Consider the following 14581-nt stretch of genomic DNA (forward strand, 5'->3'; position numbering starts at 1 on the left):
AACACCAATAGTTCTACATTTTTTGGCCTACCAAAAGCAAGCATCGCATCTAGCCCTGCTCTAATTGTTCTTCCTGTGTATAACACATCATCAATTAAGACCACATTTTTGTCTTCTATAATAAATTCTATATTGGTTTTATTGGGAGTTAATTCTTTTTTTCGAAAATCATCACGATAAAAAGTAACATCTAAGTCGCCAACATTTATTTTTTTATTTTTTAAAATAGATTCGAGCTTAGCTTGAATTCTTTTTGCCAAATACACTCCACGTGGCTGAAGTCCTATAATTACAGAATTATCAAAGCTGCCGTGATTTTCAATTAATTGATGCGAAAGCCGAGTGAGGATTATCTCAAATTGTTTGGTATTTAAAATAAGTTTGGGCTCCATTGGAAACCAAATATACTAAATTATTAAGAAATGAGATTGTTTATCTTATAAGAGTAATATGTGTAGTATAGTTATGGCTTACTTGGTAGATATCCTTTACCAGCATTCGACATATATACACATCAATTTCTGCTTTTTTATTGCCCCCTCCTTTTACATCTCCGTCCCATCCCTTAGTTATATCTGTAGTATTATAAATAAGATTTCCCCAACGGTCGTATATCCACATATTAAACTCTGTAACACCTAATCCTCTAAAATTAAACACATCATTCAAACCATCGCCATTAGGAGAAAACGTATTCGGAAAATAAAAAGTATACCCAAGCGCAACAGTTACTTTTTTTATAATTGAATCCATGCACCCAAACTGGTTTATTACTACTTGCTTTACATCATAGGTTGCAGTATCATCAGCAGGAAAAGTATATGTAGTATTTGCATCCGTAGAAAAATTTCCGGTTCCATCTCCAAAAGTGTAAAGCCAACCTACAGCTCCGCTAGACATATCTACCAATTGAATAGTTGGATCTATAATATCTATTGAGGATGGTGTTGTAGCAAATTGTGCAACAGGATCGGGATGAACTGTTATGTAATCTGCTTTACTGGCAGTATTAGTGCACCCTTTAGCATCTGTTACAATTAAATTAACGGTAAAAGTACCTGAGCTTGCAAAGCAATAATTTGGCGCAGTAGCTGATGATGAACCTCCATCTCCAAAATTCCACGCATAACTTATCACGTTGGATGTGGTAGGCGTAAAGTTAGCGCACACAGGCCCACAACCAATTAGATTATCTGCCGAAAAATCAACGGTTGGAAGAGGGTTGACAGTAATGGAATGACTCAATTCTGCTGTACATCCATTTTGGTCGGTGACTAATAAGTCATACACTTGAGATGTGGTGGGAGTTTCAATTATGGTTTGACCTGTAAGGGAGTGAGAAAGCCAATCGAACGTATAAACTGGCGTTCCTCCAACCGGATTTGCAACAATAGTAGCCGATTGACCATCGCAAATTTCGAGAGGCGCATTAATTGCTACTGTCAAAAGAGGTGGTTCTGTAATTGTAATTTGCTGAGTTGCTGTACACCCATTACCATCTGTTACTATTGATTGGTAGGTGCCTGCGGGTAACTGGTCGACATAAGAAGTTGTGTAACCACCAGGATTTAGCAAATAATCGTAATCATTATTGCTATTTTTCACTCCACCTAAAGCTCCTGCAATAATAAAACCGTTAGTACCTTGAAAACAATCTAAATTGCTATAAGCAAACGTTGGCACTAGCTGAGCCGGCTCACTAACTGTTGCAGGAATTTGAGCTGAACAGCCATTTGCATCGGTAACGGTGCACGTAAAGGTTTGTGCTGTTAAATTATTAGCATTGGCAGCATTTATATTTCCAGGCATCCATTTATAGGTATAATTCCCTCCTCCACCTGAGCCAGAAGCACTTAGTGTACCATTATTTCCACCAAAGCAAGTTATACTTGTACTAGTTATTGTTGCAGTAGGATTATCGTTTACAACCAGGGTACTAGTTTTAACAGAAGTACATCCTAAAACGGAAGTTACAGACAAGGATATAATTGCATTTCCTATTGTATTGAAGGTATAACCTGCACTTGTAGTACTGTTATCAGAAATTCCATCATTATTAAAATCCCAGTCATAGCTAGCAATTACAGTACTGTTTGGGTTCGAATTGTCGGTAAAACTTTTTGTTACTCCAACACACAACGATCCTGAATAGTTAAAATCTGCAATTGGAGTATGATGAACAGTAACAGTTGTAGTTATAGTTTGAGAAATGATTGGTCTAAAAAAAATATCATCTAATCCAAAATCATTGCCGGCACCAGCAGTATTCATATTGACAATACAAATATTTGCAGTTGTATTAACACCGGAGTTCCACGTCTCAAAAAAATTAATCCATCCGTTTGATTCAGCAGTTGCTGAAAAAATATTTCCGAGCGTAACACCGTTTATGGAAAACTGAAGTTGAGCATAAGGGGTACCGGAAAGCGATTTCACCCAAGTAGAAAACTCATAAGTAGTATTAGGCAATACATTTATTGTTTGGCACCAGACATCAGTATTGGGAGTTCCAGAACCATTTACTGCCATAAATAGACTGCCGGTATGCGGTAATCCTATCCAATCGCCTTTCTGAATAGAGCAATCCGAGGTAATTGCATAACGTCCTGAGTTTTGAAGTGAGCCTTGATTATTGGTGTATGCCGAACTAAAGCCTGTATTTCCAGATTCAAAACCTCCATTGGTAACAACATCCGGACCATAACAAGTTACAGTGCAAGAATAAGACGTTGTATTTGTTGGAGTAACTTTAATTACTTGTGTTGTTTGTCCTTCTGACCAAGAATAGGATCTAAAATTTACACCGGCATCAATTGTGGCTGTATCTAGACTACAAATAGTTTGTGGAGCAGGATTTACTGCATTACATTGCGCATCCAATTCAAAAACAGAAAACATCAACGCACTAAGCGTGATGTAGTTTATTACTTTCATTTGGTTAATAGAGGTTTACCGGAGTCAAATATACCCCAAGTATGTTAAAAAATTGTTAACTAATTTGCTTTTTTTGCTGTTAGTCATAACATAAGAGTAGTTCTCGAAGAATTTGAGGAAATTAACGAGATTTTTGATACAAAAACTAAAAATTTAGTATTAAAGAAGTTTAATTAGTAAAAACTTGTTAGTGTATTTACCCAACCACTTATTCTATTTTCTACTTTAGATTCCCAAAGAAGTATTTAATTATCTTTATCGGAAAATCAATAGCTTACCTTTTAGCACAATTCGCCAAAGAAAAATAGATGAAAATTGCCGTAAATACAAGATTACTAATTGATAATAAACTAGACGGCATTGGTTGGTTTACCTATGAAACGATAAAACTAATTACACAAAACCATCCAGAACATGAGTTTATTTTTCTATTCGATAGAAAATATTCCGATGAGTTTATTTTTGGCAAAAACGTAACACCTGTTATTGTCTCGCCCAAAGCAAGACATCCAATTTTATACTATTATTGGTTTGAGCACGCAGTATCTAATGTATTAAACAAAATAAAACCTGATTTATTTTTATCTCCCGATGGTTTTTTGTCGCTAAATACTGCTATTCCGCAACTAGCTGTAATTCACGATCTAAATTTTGAACATTACCCAGATGATTTACCTTTTTTGTATCAAAAATACTATAGATACTATTTTCCAAAATTCGCAAAAAAGGCCGCTAGAATAGCAACCGTTTCTGAGTATTCAAAAAAAGATATTATTGATACATATGGAATTTCAGCTACTAAAATTGATGTGGTGTACAACGGAGCTAACACTTTCTACAAACCAATTAACAACGAAATAAAAGCACAAACAAAACAACAATACACCTCAAACAACAACTACTTTATTTTTGTTGGGAACTTACATCCAAGAAAAAATATTTCTAGATTACTCGCAGCTTTCGAAATGTTTAAACAACAACAATCCGACTCCACCAAATTGGTATTAGTAGGTAATAAAATGTGGTGGACTTCTGACATGGAAAAAACATTAAAACAAATGTTGTACAAAAATGATGTCATTTTCACAGGACGAGTTGATGTAGAACAACTTAGAAATCTTTATGCTTCTTCGTTGGCACTTGTATATACAACGACATTTGAAGGCTTTGGCATTCCTATTATTGAAGCTATGAATTGCGAAACTGCAGTTATTACATCCAACACAACCTCAATGCCAGAAGTTGCAGGAAATGGAGCACTTTTGGCCGATCCTTTTTCCACACAATCTATTGCGAATGCAATGCAAAAAATTTACACTGAACCAGAATTGAGAAAATCTCTGATAGAAAAATCAAAAGATCAAATACATAAATTTACTTGGGAAAACTCAGCTCAAAAACTTTGGAAATGCATAGAAACTCTTTACATATCCACCAAAAAATAATTTAAATTCTTCAGCCTTTCATTTCTTAAGAACTCTTATTTTAATCTTTCCAAAACTCCTTTTCTTTTGATTAAGTTTTTGTAGTCCCACTGAATATCGGATGCTTTTTTAAGCCATTTTTTCAACTCTTTTATTTTTATTTGATTGGCAGAGGTATAACGAATTTCCGCAGCTTTAAAACTACCTTCCTTTTGTAAGGCATCTTCTTCGAAAGATTGACCACTCCAAAACAAGAGCCGAATACAGTTTTTTAATTTACTATATCCAACAATTGGATTCCCTTCTAAAAACCAAACCGGATGTGCATGCCAAATTTTACTTTCCGCTTTAGGTAAGTTTTTATCTATCTCTTTAAAAAGCAAATTGCATATTTCGCTATCCTCAACTGATTGAGAATCATTGTATGCTTGAATATCCTTATTCATTATCTAAATGGTAATCGTACATCTATATAAATTAGGCTTTCCTAACAAACTCTGATTTTAAGCCCATGGAGCCAAAACCGTCAATTTTACAACTAATGTTATGGTCGCCATCTGTAAGACGAATATTTTTAACTTTAGTTCCTGCTTTTACTGGTCTTAATGCACCCTTTACAGGTAAATCTTTAACCGTAATTACTGTATCTCCGTCCTTTAATTCATTACCATTTGCATCCATTACTTTTGTAGCAGTATCTTCCGCCTTTTCTTCCTTAAGGTCCTCTGGATTCCATTCATGAAAACATTCAGGACAAATCATTACACCATCGCTAGGATACGTAAATTCAGATTTGCATTTTGGGCATGGAGGTAGTTGAGACATATAGTAAAGTTAGTTTGTAAGAAAGGTAAAGGTAGTACTATTTTTAAGACTACCATTTACCCATAAACTATGCATAAAAACTCACTGTCTTTCTTAACCAACAACCGCATTGTTAATTAATAGTTTCCATAACCATTATTTGCACTTTTTATATTTATAGATTTATAAAAAATTACTGCATGTCACAAAAATCAAATTTACTACCAACAATTATATTAGGAGTTCTATTCTTTGTTTTCGGTTTTATAACCTGGATAAACGGTACACTCATACCCTACTTAAAAATTGCTTGCGAGTTAAATAATTTTCAATCGCTATTGGTGGCATTCGCATTTTACATATCCTACTTTGTTACAGCCCTACCCTCCTCATGGATACTACAAAAAACAGGTTTCAAGAATGGGATGGTACTTGGATTGCTAACCATGGTAGTTGGGGCATTACTCTTTATTCCTGCGGCATACACCAGAACTTATATGTTATTTCTAACCGGATTATTTATAATTGGGACTGGGCTATCAATCCTTCAAACTGCCGTAAATCCTTACGTAACCATAGTTGGCCCTATAGAAAGTGCAGCCAAACGTATTAGCATTATGGGCATTTGCAACAAACTAGCAGGAGTAATAGCTCCAATAATACTAGGAGCTATTATTCTTTCTGATGCTGATAATCTAACAACGGAATTAGCTCAATTAGATGTAACAGCCAAGGCGGTTAAATTAGACCAACTAGCCGAGCGTGTTATTTTACCATATATTTCAATGGCGATATTGCTTATTGGGTTGGCGATAATGGTTTATTTTTCTCCACTACCTGAAGTTTCAGAATCGGAAAGCGAACAAACAGGCGCAATTAATTCAAACACCAAATCTTCAATTATTCACTTTCCCAATCTTGTATTGGGTGTAATTGCACTTTTTCTTTATGTAGGTGCAGAAGTTATTGCAGCCGATACCATTGGCAGCTATGGACAATCGCAAAACATTCCCCTTTCTGAATCTAAAAATTTTCCTTCATTTACTTTGGCAGCAATGGTTATAGGTTATATTATTGGAATATTTACTATTCCTAAATACATAAGCCAAGAAAAGGCACTTGCCATATCTGCATCCATTGGTATATTATTCGGCACACTTGCAATTTTAACAAACGGATATGTTTCAGTTTTATTTATAGCCCTATTAGGACTAGCCAACGCACTTATGTGGCCTGCCATTTGGCCATTAGCAATAAAAGGACTTGGAAGGTTTACGCAGCTAGGTTCTGCACTATTAATAATGGCAATAGCCGGAGGTGCTTTACTACCATTACTGTATGGCTATCTTGCCGATTTATCTTTTATTGGCTACAAAAAGGCCTACTTAGTATTAATTCCGTGCTATGCTTTTATAATTTATTACAGCGTAAGTGGGTTCAAAAAAACAAAATGGTAGGTTATTTCTAATAATTTTTCAATTTTTACCTTTCGTATCAAAAAAATGCTATTTTTACAGGAATCAAAAAATGTTAAATAATGATAAAACAAACTAGATTATTTAATTATATATCAATAGTTTCTGTTTCAACTATTCTATCTGTAGGATTGTTGGGTTGTGGGGGTAATGTTCAAGAAGATACCAGCAACTTGGACTCTACAACAACAAAGGTTGATAGTAATGCATCTGGCATTATTAAGGTTAATGGTCAAATATTTAGTATTCCATCTCCTATACAAACTGCTCTTTTAATTAAAAAAGTAGGTTCTAATTACGATAAATCTATTCTTAATCAAACAAGTAAATCTACTTCTTACTCAACTAATTTCTCTAAGGCTTTAAACTTAGGAGTTTACGGAGCAGATTTAGGCTATATCTCAATTTACGAGCAATCGCAGGATGCAATTGGCTATCTAAATACAGTTAGAAAACTAGCTACAGATTTAGGTGTTATGGGCGCTTTTGACAATTCTGTAGTAGAAAGATTTAGCAAAAACATTGGCAACAAAGATTCGTTACTTACACTGGTTTCTGTGGCATATAGAGCAACGGATGCATATCTTAAGGAAAATCAGCGTAACGATGTAAGCAGCTTGGTACTTGCCGGTGGTTGGATTGAAAGCTTGCATTTTGCAGTAAGTTCTGCCAAAGGAAAAAACAATGCTGAGTTAAACAGAAGAATTGGCGAACAAAAAAGTTCTATTCTAAGCTTAATAAAAATGTTGAATGCGAATGCAGGTGAAACGCCTACAGCAGAATACACTGACCTAATTACAAAGCTAACTGATTTAGAAGCTGCTTTTGCTGGAGTAGAAATAAAATATTCTTTTGATAAACCTACAGTGGATGTAAATAATAAAACAACTACTGTAACCAGCAAATCGGAGGTAAATATTACTCCTGAACAACTTGATATTATTTCACAAAAAATTCAATCAATCAGAAATTTAATTGTAGGATAAACTATGAGAATAGCTAAATTATTATTTGCCTCTGCATTTTTATTTGCGTTTGTATTAAAATCAAATGCTCAATGCGATACTGTTGCTACACTTTGTGGAAAACACATTGGAAATAAATTTATTTCTGATGGTCAACAATACCGCTCGTTGTTATTAAACTCTGAAGAAACAGCTGAGTTTCACACAACATTTTACGGAGGTACGACATACCGAATTGCAGGTTGCAGCGGTTTGACAGATGGCAACTTAGTGTTTTCTGTTTTTGATGGAGAAAGAAATATGCTATTTACAAACATTGACTATAGAAATGCTCCATATTGGGATTTCAAAATAACAAACACCTTAGATTGTATTATTGAAGCTAAATTAGACGCTAACAGTAAAAGTTCAGGCTGCGCTGTAGTGCTTATCGGATTTAAACAACAATAGTTTTTTTAATTTACTCCCCTATTCTAATTTTTAATCTTACAACACTATGAGTGAACGAATACTCAAGGCATTGATGCAGCTTTTTGCCATCATTGCTCGTGTTGATGGAATTACTACTGATGGCAGAGCCATTGTACAATCATTTCTAAAACAACAACTTAATTTAGAACAGGTTGAGCTATATCTTAAATCGTTCGATGAATTTTTAGAAGCGCATCATCAAGTTTCCAAAAGAAAAGATGGCTCACAAAAACGCACATCAGTTAACTCTGTTAAGGTTCTAAAAATCTGTACTCAAATCAATGCAGAACTTACTCAGAAACAAAAAGTAGTTGTATTAATTCGTTTGTTAGAGTTTATTCATTCTAGCTACGAAATTTCTTCGCAAGAGCTTGAGTTTGTTACCACTGTAGCAGATACATTTAATATTGACGAGCAAGAATTTTTACGCTGCTTAAATTTTATTAAAAGCAACATCAACGATATTCCTGACTCTTCTAAGCTTTTAGTAATTGATAATAAAAAAGAAAACACACATGGTGTTAATACCAAACATATTTACTCAGAAGGTATTGGAAATGGACAAATAAGAGTATTGTGCATTCCAAGTGTAAATATGTATTCGCTGTACTATTTTGGCGATTCAGATTTATTATTAAATGGGCAGATAATTGGCAAAGAAAAAATCTATATTCTTACAGAAGGCTCGTCTATACGAAGCTCTAAAGTAAGCCCAATTTATTATAGCGATATAATTAGTGCCTTCTTAAGCGACACCTCAAAAGCTAAAGTATCTTTCGTAGCACATGATTTAGAATATAAATTTAAAGGCGGCAAAATTGGTTTACGAGATATTAATATAACAGAAGATTCCGGAAAGTTAATTGGCATAATGGGTGGTAGTGGTGCAGGAAAATCAACATTGCTTAATGTATTAAACAGTAATGAAGTTCCAAGTGGTGGCGCAGTACTTATAAATGGAATAAATATACACACCCAAAAAGATAAGATTGAAGGAGTAATCGGACATGTATCTCAAGATGATTTATTGATTGAAGAATTAACCGTTTACCAAAATTTATTTTACAACGCTAAACTTTGTTTTGGAAATTTGCAGGATGAGCAAATATCTCAAATGGTATTGGATTTACTTACCAGTCTTGGCTTATACGAAACAAAAGATTTAAAAGTTGGTTCCCCGTTAGAAAAAACTATTAGCGGTGGCCAACGTAAACGATTGAATATTGCACTCGAACTCATACGCGAACCTTCAGTTCTATTTGTAGATGAGCCAACCTCTGGGCTTTCATCTAGAGATTCGGAAAACATTATGGACCTTTTAAAGGAATTGGCTTTAAAAGGAAAATTAGTTTTTGTGGTTATACATCAACCATCGTCAGACATTTTTAAAATGTTTGACAAGCTAATGATTTTAGATGTTGGCGGATACCCTATTTATTATGGTAATCCGGTAGATGCGGTAATTTATTTTAAAACAATTATAAACCACGTAAACAGCAATGAAAGTGAGTGTCCGGAATGTGGTAACGTAAATCCGGAACAAATTTTTAATATAATTGAATCGAAGGTGTTGGATGAATATGGAAATCTTACTCACAACAGAAAGGTTTCCCCACTAGAATGGAATAAGTTTTATAAAGAAAATATCGAAAAAAAATCAGCACCTGTTTTATCAAATGGTGCTATTCCAGAAAGCACCTTCAAAATACCAACAAAACTAAAACAATTTAACGTATTTATTACACGCGATGTAAAATCAAAATTAACTAACAGTCAATACTTGGCTATTAATTTAATTGAATCGCCCCTACTTGCTTTTATTTTAGCTTATTTGGTTAAGTTTTACAATACAGACATCTCCAATAAAATAGGTTATATATTCCGTGAAAACGAAAACATAACAGCCTATTTATTTATGTGTGTTGTAGTTGCATTGTTTATTGGACTAACGGTAAGTGCCGAAGAAATTATTAGGGATAGAAAAATATTGAAAAGAGAATCGTTTTTAAATTTGAGTAGAAGCAGTTATCTCATTTCAAAAATATTTGTCATGTTTGTTCTATCTGCCATTCAAACAGTTATGTTTGTAGCAATGGGCAATTGGATATTAGATATAAATGGGATGTCTTTTGATTATTGGTTTGTATTATTTACTACATCTTGCTTTGCAAACATGTTAGGTTTAAATATTTCAGCAAGTTTTAATTCTGCCGTAACCATCTACATTTTAATTCCATTTTTAATTATACCTCAACTATTATTAAGCGGTGTAATTGTAAAATTCGACAAACTAAATCCATCCATTACATCTCAAAAACATGTTCCATTTACAGGAGAAATAATGACCTCTCGTTGGGCGTTTGAAGCTTTGGCCGTAAATCAATTCAAAAAAAATGGATATGAATCTGCTTTCTATATATATGATAAAGCAATGAGTATTGCTGATTTTAAGAAAAATTATTGGATACCAAAACTAAAAGCAAAAATTGATAAGTGCGAGAATATTTATAAAAATGCAGATGCAAAACAGGAAGTTACAGACGATATTAATTTATTGCGCAATGAACTTATAAAGGAAAACAAAGCTCAAAAACAATTGAAATTTGCGAATGCAGAACAACTAACTATTGAAACTTTTAGTAGCGAAAAAGCAGCAGAGTTGAGAGATTATCTTGCAAAACTAAACTCTTCGTATATCAAAAAATATAACAACGCAAGTAACGAAAAAGATAAGCTAATTTCTAAGCGTAATGCCACACCAGAAGCTAAAGAAGCATTTATGGTGCTTAAAAACAACCAAGAGAATGAAAGCCTAAACGATTTAGTAAGAAATAGTAATGAGCTAGATAAAATATTAGAAAAAGATGGAGAGCTTATTCAACGAGCAGATCCAATTTTCTTAGACCCTCAGCAATCTAATTTTGGGCGTGCACACTTTTTTGCACCTCGCAAAAAGTTTTTAGGAAAGTATTATGACACGTATTGGTTTAATATTTCTATTATTTGGTTAATGTCTTTTGTACTTTCAATTACACTGTACTTCGATTTACTTCGAAAACTGATAAATGGGTTGGAAGAGATAGTTTCTAGAATTACAAAAAAAGCTCCTGCTCAGGCATAAACTCATGTACGAGTTTAAAACTACACTACTAAAATTTGGAAAGAAAGGCGAAAAAACTGGTTGGACATACGTTTCAATTCCGTTAGATGTAGCTAATATAATTAATCCTTCTATTCGTAAATCATATCGAGTAAAGGGATTTATAGACTCACTTAAAATTAAATTGGTTGCAATTTTACCCGATGGAGATGGCTCTTTTATCATGCCTATTAATGCCGAAATGAGAAAGAGAATAAGGAAACAACAAGGAGCGGTTGTTACACTAAAATTGTCACTAGATACAGACCCACTGCCGCAATCAACCGATTTATTGGATTGTTTATTAGAAGCACCTGTTGCATTAAATAATTTTAAAAAGCTAACATTAGGTCATCAAAATTATTTTTCGAAATGGATAGAAAGCGCCAAAACTTCACATACAAAAGCCGACAGAATTACAAAAACAATAAAAGGACTTGAACTAGGTTTTAATTATGGTGAAATGATAAGGCATTTTAAAAAAAATTCTTAATTCTACGCTACTACATTTCTTAAGTAATCAAATATTTTAACCATACCCAACGTATCAAGCTTACAATATTCCTTTAGTGCGTCTTTTGTTTCACATATTTTAATAATGTCATTTTCGTGATACAATTTTTCGAATGCCATCATTGCTACAGCACCACTTTTAATTACTAGTTTATCGTAAGACAACTCAGGAAATAAAGCAGGAAGTACGTATTTCATAGAATGTGAACCTTTCATTGCCGGATGATAATAGTATTTATTTTCGAATGGAATTATTAAATCAACCATCCTATTTGTTATTTCTTTTAATTTATCAGCATAGACAGGATATTTTTTTATTAAGTCCTTTAAAATTTGTCGCTCAAAAGAAATATTGTAAACTAAAATAGTACCATCTACGCCCAAATCGTTTATCAAGCTCTGCATAAAAGGAATACGGGGATCTCCAAAAGGTTCTGCTAAAAATTCTTTATGCTCTAATGTTGATTTTTCGTCTTTATAAATATGTAACGAATACTGAAACGGGGTGTGTTGATATGGTTTATTCCCTTCAAAATAGGGAACTGCAGGCATAAAGGTTTCAAAGTCCAAAAAGTAAATAGGGTATTTTACCTGCCCAATAAATTGATTTAATCCGTCTTTATCTACAGTTGGATTATTGCTAATTGCGCTATCTATCTGCGTTTGCGTTGACTTTTTAAAAACAGATGAATCTTTTATATCGGTAATTTTTACAATTCCTTGATTGTATAAATCCAACTGGTCTTTTTTTGAAACACCAGATAGTTCAAACACACTCTCTTTGGGTAAATTGCTCCAACAATGGCCTTTAAAATCGCAATCGTAAGGAGAGAAGCAATGTTCTCCCACTCCAATTTCCGGAGCTTGAGATTCTGCAAGAGCGTTTTTAGCAATGTTTACTTGTGTTACAATTCTATCTTGCAACTCAATTAGCCTATCGGTAACGCATGTTACAGAGAAAAGCTTGGCTAAATCAAGCTCTTTTCCTCTGATATAATCCGGATCAATCAATATCAAATAAAAATTTTCAATGGCAATACCGGCATTCTTAATAACATAATATTGCAAGGCCGCATCATTAATATATGTATTGGTAAGCCTTACAGAACTTTTTACTTCATATACATTCCAATTTCCGGAGGGTGCTTTTTGCACAATATCAGCTGCAACATACACATTATTGTAAATAAATGACGCTTCGTAAATAGTTGTGTTTTCAATTAATGCTAATTGAGTTTCTTCAAACCCTTTATTATAGTCTCGATAAGACGGCTTCAACTCTACTCCGCCAGGAAAAAGCTTTTGGGCTAATTGTCCTACATTTATTCCTCTCTGAAATATGGCTTGTTTATCTTCGCTAATGGCATCTTTTAGATTGTAATTGTTTTTATACAGGTATAACGACTTCAAACATTGCAAAGACCTTATATAAGTTGATTTACTAAGAATAACTTTTTCCATTTAATTCTTAGTTTATTAATTCATCTGCAAATTTAGCGAAATCAATTCCATCAAAATTTCCCGAGCTCATTAATAACAAATTGGTATTATCAAATTTATTCTTCTTAATAAACTCTCTCACATCATTCGATGAAGTAAAAACCTTGATTGCATTATTCATGAACGATTGTTGTACTTGCTCTATAGTTATTGGTTTTAGTTTTTTATGTGCGATTGTATGCGGATTAAAATATACAACTGCTACATCACAATCGTCCATGGCGCCACTATATTCTTTCAAAAAATTTTCATTCAAACTACTAAATGTATGTAGCTCCATACAAGCAATTAATTTTCTATTAGGATACTGTTGCTTTGTAGCCATTATAGTCGCTTTCAGTTTAGATGGGGAGTGTGCGAAATCTTTATAAATAGCAGTTTGATCATTTTTCTTTACTAACTCTAATCTTTTAGCAGCTCCTTTAAAAGTGCTAATTGCATTATAAAAGTCGGCATCAGAAATACCAATTTTATTGCACACGATACGAGCACCGTTTAAGTTCATTAAATTATGATTGCCGAATACCTTTAGCGGAATATTTCCAAAAGATGTCTTAAGAAACGATACTCCATTTTCAATAAAATTTTCGGGAACAGCATACGGTAATTTTTCCAATCCAGATTTATTTTCGGTTACAACTTTTTGCACCCACTCATCTTCCTTACAATAAACAATTGTTCCATTAGGTTCAAACATATTTAAAAACTGCCTAAACTGATCTACATAGTTTTCAAAAGTCGGAAACACATTGATATGATCCCAAGCAATACCACTTAAAATTGCAATATGTGGTTTGTAAATATGAAATTTAGGTCGCCTATCAATTGGAGAGGCTAAATATTCATCGCCCTCAATTATTGCCACTTTAGATTCATGCTCCAAATTAACCATGGTTTCAAACCCTTCAAGCTGAGCTCCAACCAAGTAATCGCATTTTACATTATTGTGTTTTAGCACATGTAAAATAATTGATGTAATGGTTGTTTTACCGTGACTCCCGGCAACTACAACGCGAGTTTTATCTTTTGTTTGTTCGTATATATAATCCGGATACGAATATATTTTAAGCCCTAACTCTTGCGCTTTTAAAAGCTCAGGATTATCAATTCTGGCGTGCATGCCCAAAATAATTGCATCGATAGAACTATCAATACAAGAAGGATTCCACCCAATTTGAGAAGGTAATAAACCATACTTTAATAGTCGGCCTTTAGAAGGTTCTACTATTTCATCATCACTTCCCGTAACTTTATACCCTTTTTTATGAAGTGCAATGGCTAGATTGTGCATGGCACTACCTCCAACTGCAATAAAATGAACACGCATATTGTATATATTAATGCTACTAACATACA

Annotated in this window: 12 protein-coding genes; 6 read left to right on the forward strand and 6 right to left on the reverse strand. The window is 33.6% G+C overall.

The features are described 5' to 3' along the window. Together pyrR and J0M08_06450 are read right to left on the reverse strand one after the other, a co-directional pair. Positions 1–392, reverse strand: a 392-nt coding sequence (gene pyrR / locus J0M08_06445) for a bifunctional pyr operon transcriptional regulator/uracil phosphoribosyltransferase PyrR (protein ID MBN8702685.1), incomplete at its 3' end; no start/stop codon positions are given. Between the two features lie 40 nt (positions 393–432). Further along, the gene (locus tag J0M08_06450) at positions 433–2934 is read right to left on the reverse strand and encodes a gliding motility-associated C-terminal domain-containing protein (protein MBN8702686.1); all 2502 of its coding nucleotides are present in this window, start codon (positions 2932–2934) and stop codon (positions 433–435) included. 308 nt (positions 2935–3242) lie between these two features. On the opposite strand from J0M08_06450, the gene J0M08_06455 reads away from it, so the two are divergent. Next, positions 3243–4379, forward strand: a complete 1137-nt coding sequence (locus J0M08_06455) for a glycosyltransferase family 4 protein (protein ID MBN8702687.1) — start codon at positions 3243–3245, stop codon at positions 4377–4379. A gap of 35 nt (positions 4380–4414) precedes the next feature. Here J0M08_06455 and J0M08_06460 read toward each other — a convergent pair whose 3' ends face one another. Beyond that, complete coding sequence (locus J0M08_06460; protein MBN8702688.1) at positions 4415–4804, reverse strand: DUF1801 domain-containing protein; 390 nt, start codon at positions 4802–4804, stop codon at positions 4415–4417. Between the two features lie 31 nt (positions 4805–4835). Beyond that, a complete protein-coding gene (locus J0M08_06465; GenBank protein ID MBN8702689.1) occupies positions 4836–5183 on the reverse strand; it encodes an alkylphosphonate utilization protein in 348 nt (115 codons plus the stop codon). 179 nt (positions 5184–5362) lie between these two features. Here J0M08_06465 and J0M08_06470 point away from each other — a divergent pair, with 179 nt between their 5' ends. The 5 genes from J0M08_06470 to J0M08_06490 all read left to right on the forward strand — a co-directional run bounded on the left by J0M08_06470 (position 5363) and on the right by J0M08_06490 (position 11705). Then, the gene (locus tag J0M08_06470) at positions 5363–6619 is read left to right on the forward strand and encodes a sugar MFS transporter (GenBank protein MBN8702690.1); all 1257 of its coding nucleotides are present in this window, start codon (positions 5363–5365) and stop codon (positions 6617–6619) included. An 80-nt stretch (positions 6620–6699) separates the two neighbouring features. Beyond that, positions 6700–7623, forward strand: coding sequence for a hypothetical protein (locus tag J0M08_06475; protein MBN8702691.1), 924 nt, complete (start codon positions 6700–6702; stop codon positions 7621–7623). Positions 7624–7626: 3 nt separating this feature from the next. Further along, on the forward strand, positions 7627–8052 hold the full coding sequence (locus J0M08_06480) for a hypothetical protein (protein MBN8702692.1): 426 nt from the start codon (positions 7627–7629) through the stop codon (positions 8050–8052). 46 nt (positions 8053–8098) lie between these two features. Further along, positions 8099–11194 (forward strand): ATP-binding cassette domain-containing protein, encoded by a 3096-nt coding sequence (locus J0M08_06485; GenBank protein ID MBN8702693.1) that lies wholly within the window; start codon positions 8099–8101, stop codon positions 11192–11194. A gap of 4 nt (positions 11195–11198) precedes the next feature. Beyond that, positions 11199–11705 carry a DUF1905 domain-containing protein gene (locus J0M08_06490; GenBank protein MBN8702694.1) on the forward strand — a complete coding sequence of 169 codons (507 nt, stop codon included), beginning with the start codon at positions 11199–11201 and terminating at the stop codon, positions 11703–11705. Between the two features lie 2 nt (positions 11706–11707). Here the strand turns inward: J0M08_06490 and J0M08_06495 are convergent, their stop codons facing one another. Continuing rightward, positions 11708–13186, reverse strand: a complete 1479-nt coding sequence (locus J0M08_06495) for a DUF2779 domain-containing protein (GenBank protein ID MBN8702695.1) — start codon at positions 13184–13186, stop codon at positions 11708–11710. A 7-nt stretch (positions 13187–13193) separates the two neighbouring features. Continuing rightward, complete coding sequence (locus J0M08_06500) at positions 13194–14552, reverse strand: peptidoglycan synthetase (GenBank protein MBN8702696.1); 1359 nt, start codon at positions 14550–14552, stop codon at positions 13194–13196. Positions 14553–14581: the final 29 nt, after the last annotated feature.

Source organism: Bacteroidota bacterium, from assembly GCA_017303975.1.
In the GTDB taxonomy this organism is placed as follows: domain Bacteria; phylum Bacteroidota; class Bacteroidia; order JAFLBG01; family JAFLBG01; genus JAFLBG01.

What these genes read in the sequence shown, in the direction of transcription:
- J0M08_06490 (MBN8702694.1), top strand. Translation starts at nt 11,199, where the DNA reads ATGTACGAGTTTAAAACTACACTACTAAAATTTGGAAAGAAAGGCGAA.
- J0M08_06475 (MBN8702691.1), top strand. Translation starts at nt 6,700, where the DNA reads ATGATAAAACAAACTAGATTATTTAATTATATATCAATAGTTTCTGTT.
- J0M08_06480 (MBN8702692.1), top strand. Translation starts at nt 7,627, where the DNA reads ATGAGAATAGCTAAATTATTATTTGCCTCTGCATTTTTATTTGCGTTT.
- J0M08_06455 (MBN8702687.1), top strand. Translation starts at nt 3,243, where the DNA reads ATGAAAATTGCCGTAAATACAAGATTACTAATTGATAATAAACTAGAC.
- J0M08_06460 (MBN8702688.1), bottom strand. Translation starts at nt 4,804, where the DNA reads ATGAATAAGGATATTCAAGCATACAATGATTCTCAATCAGTTGAGGAT.
- J0M08_06465 (MBN8702689.1), bottom strand. Translation starts at nt 5,183, where the DNA reads ATGTCTCAACTACCTCCATGCCCAAAATGCAAATCTGAATTTACGTAT.
- J0M08_06450 (MBN8702686.1), bottom strand. Translation starts at nt 2,934, where the DNA reads ATGAAAGTAATAAACTACATCACGCTTAGTGCGTTGATGTTTTCTGTT.
- J0M08_06500 (MBN8702696.1), bottom strand. Translation starts at nt 14,552, where the DNA reads ATGCGTGTTCATTTTATTGCAGTTGGAGGTAGTGCCATGCACAATCTA.
- J0M08_06485 (MBN8702693.1), top strand. Translation starts at nt 8,099, where the DNA reads ATGAGTGAACGAATACTCAAGGCATTGATGCAGCTTTTTGCCATCATT.
- J0M08_06495 (MBN8702695.1), bottom strand. Translation starts at nt 13,186, where the DNA reads ATGGAAAAAGTTATTCTTAGTAAATCAACTTATATAAGGTCTTTGCAA.
- J0M08_06470 (MBN8702690.1), top strand. Translation starts at nt 5,363, where the DNA reads ATGTCACAAAAATCAAATTTACTACCAACAATTATATTAGGAGTTCTA.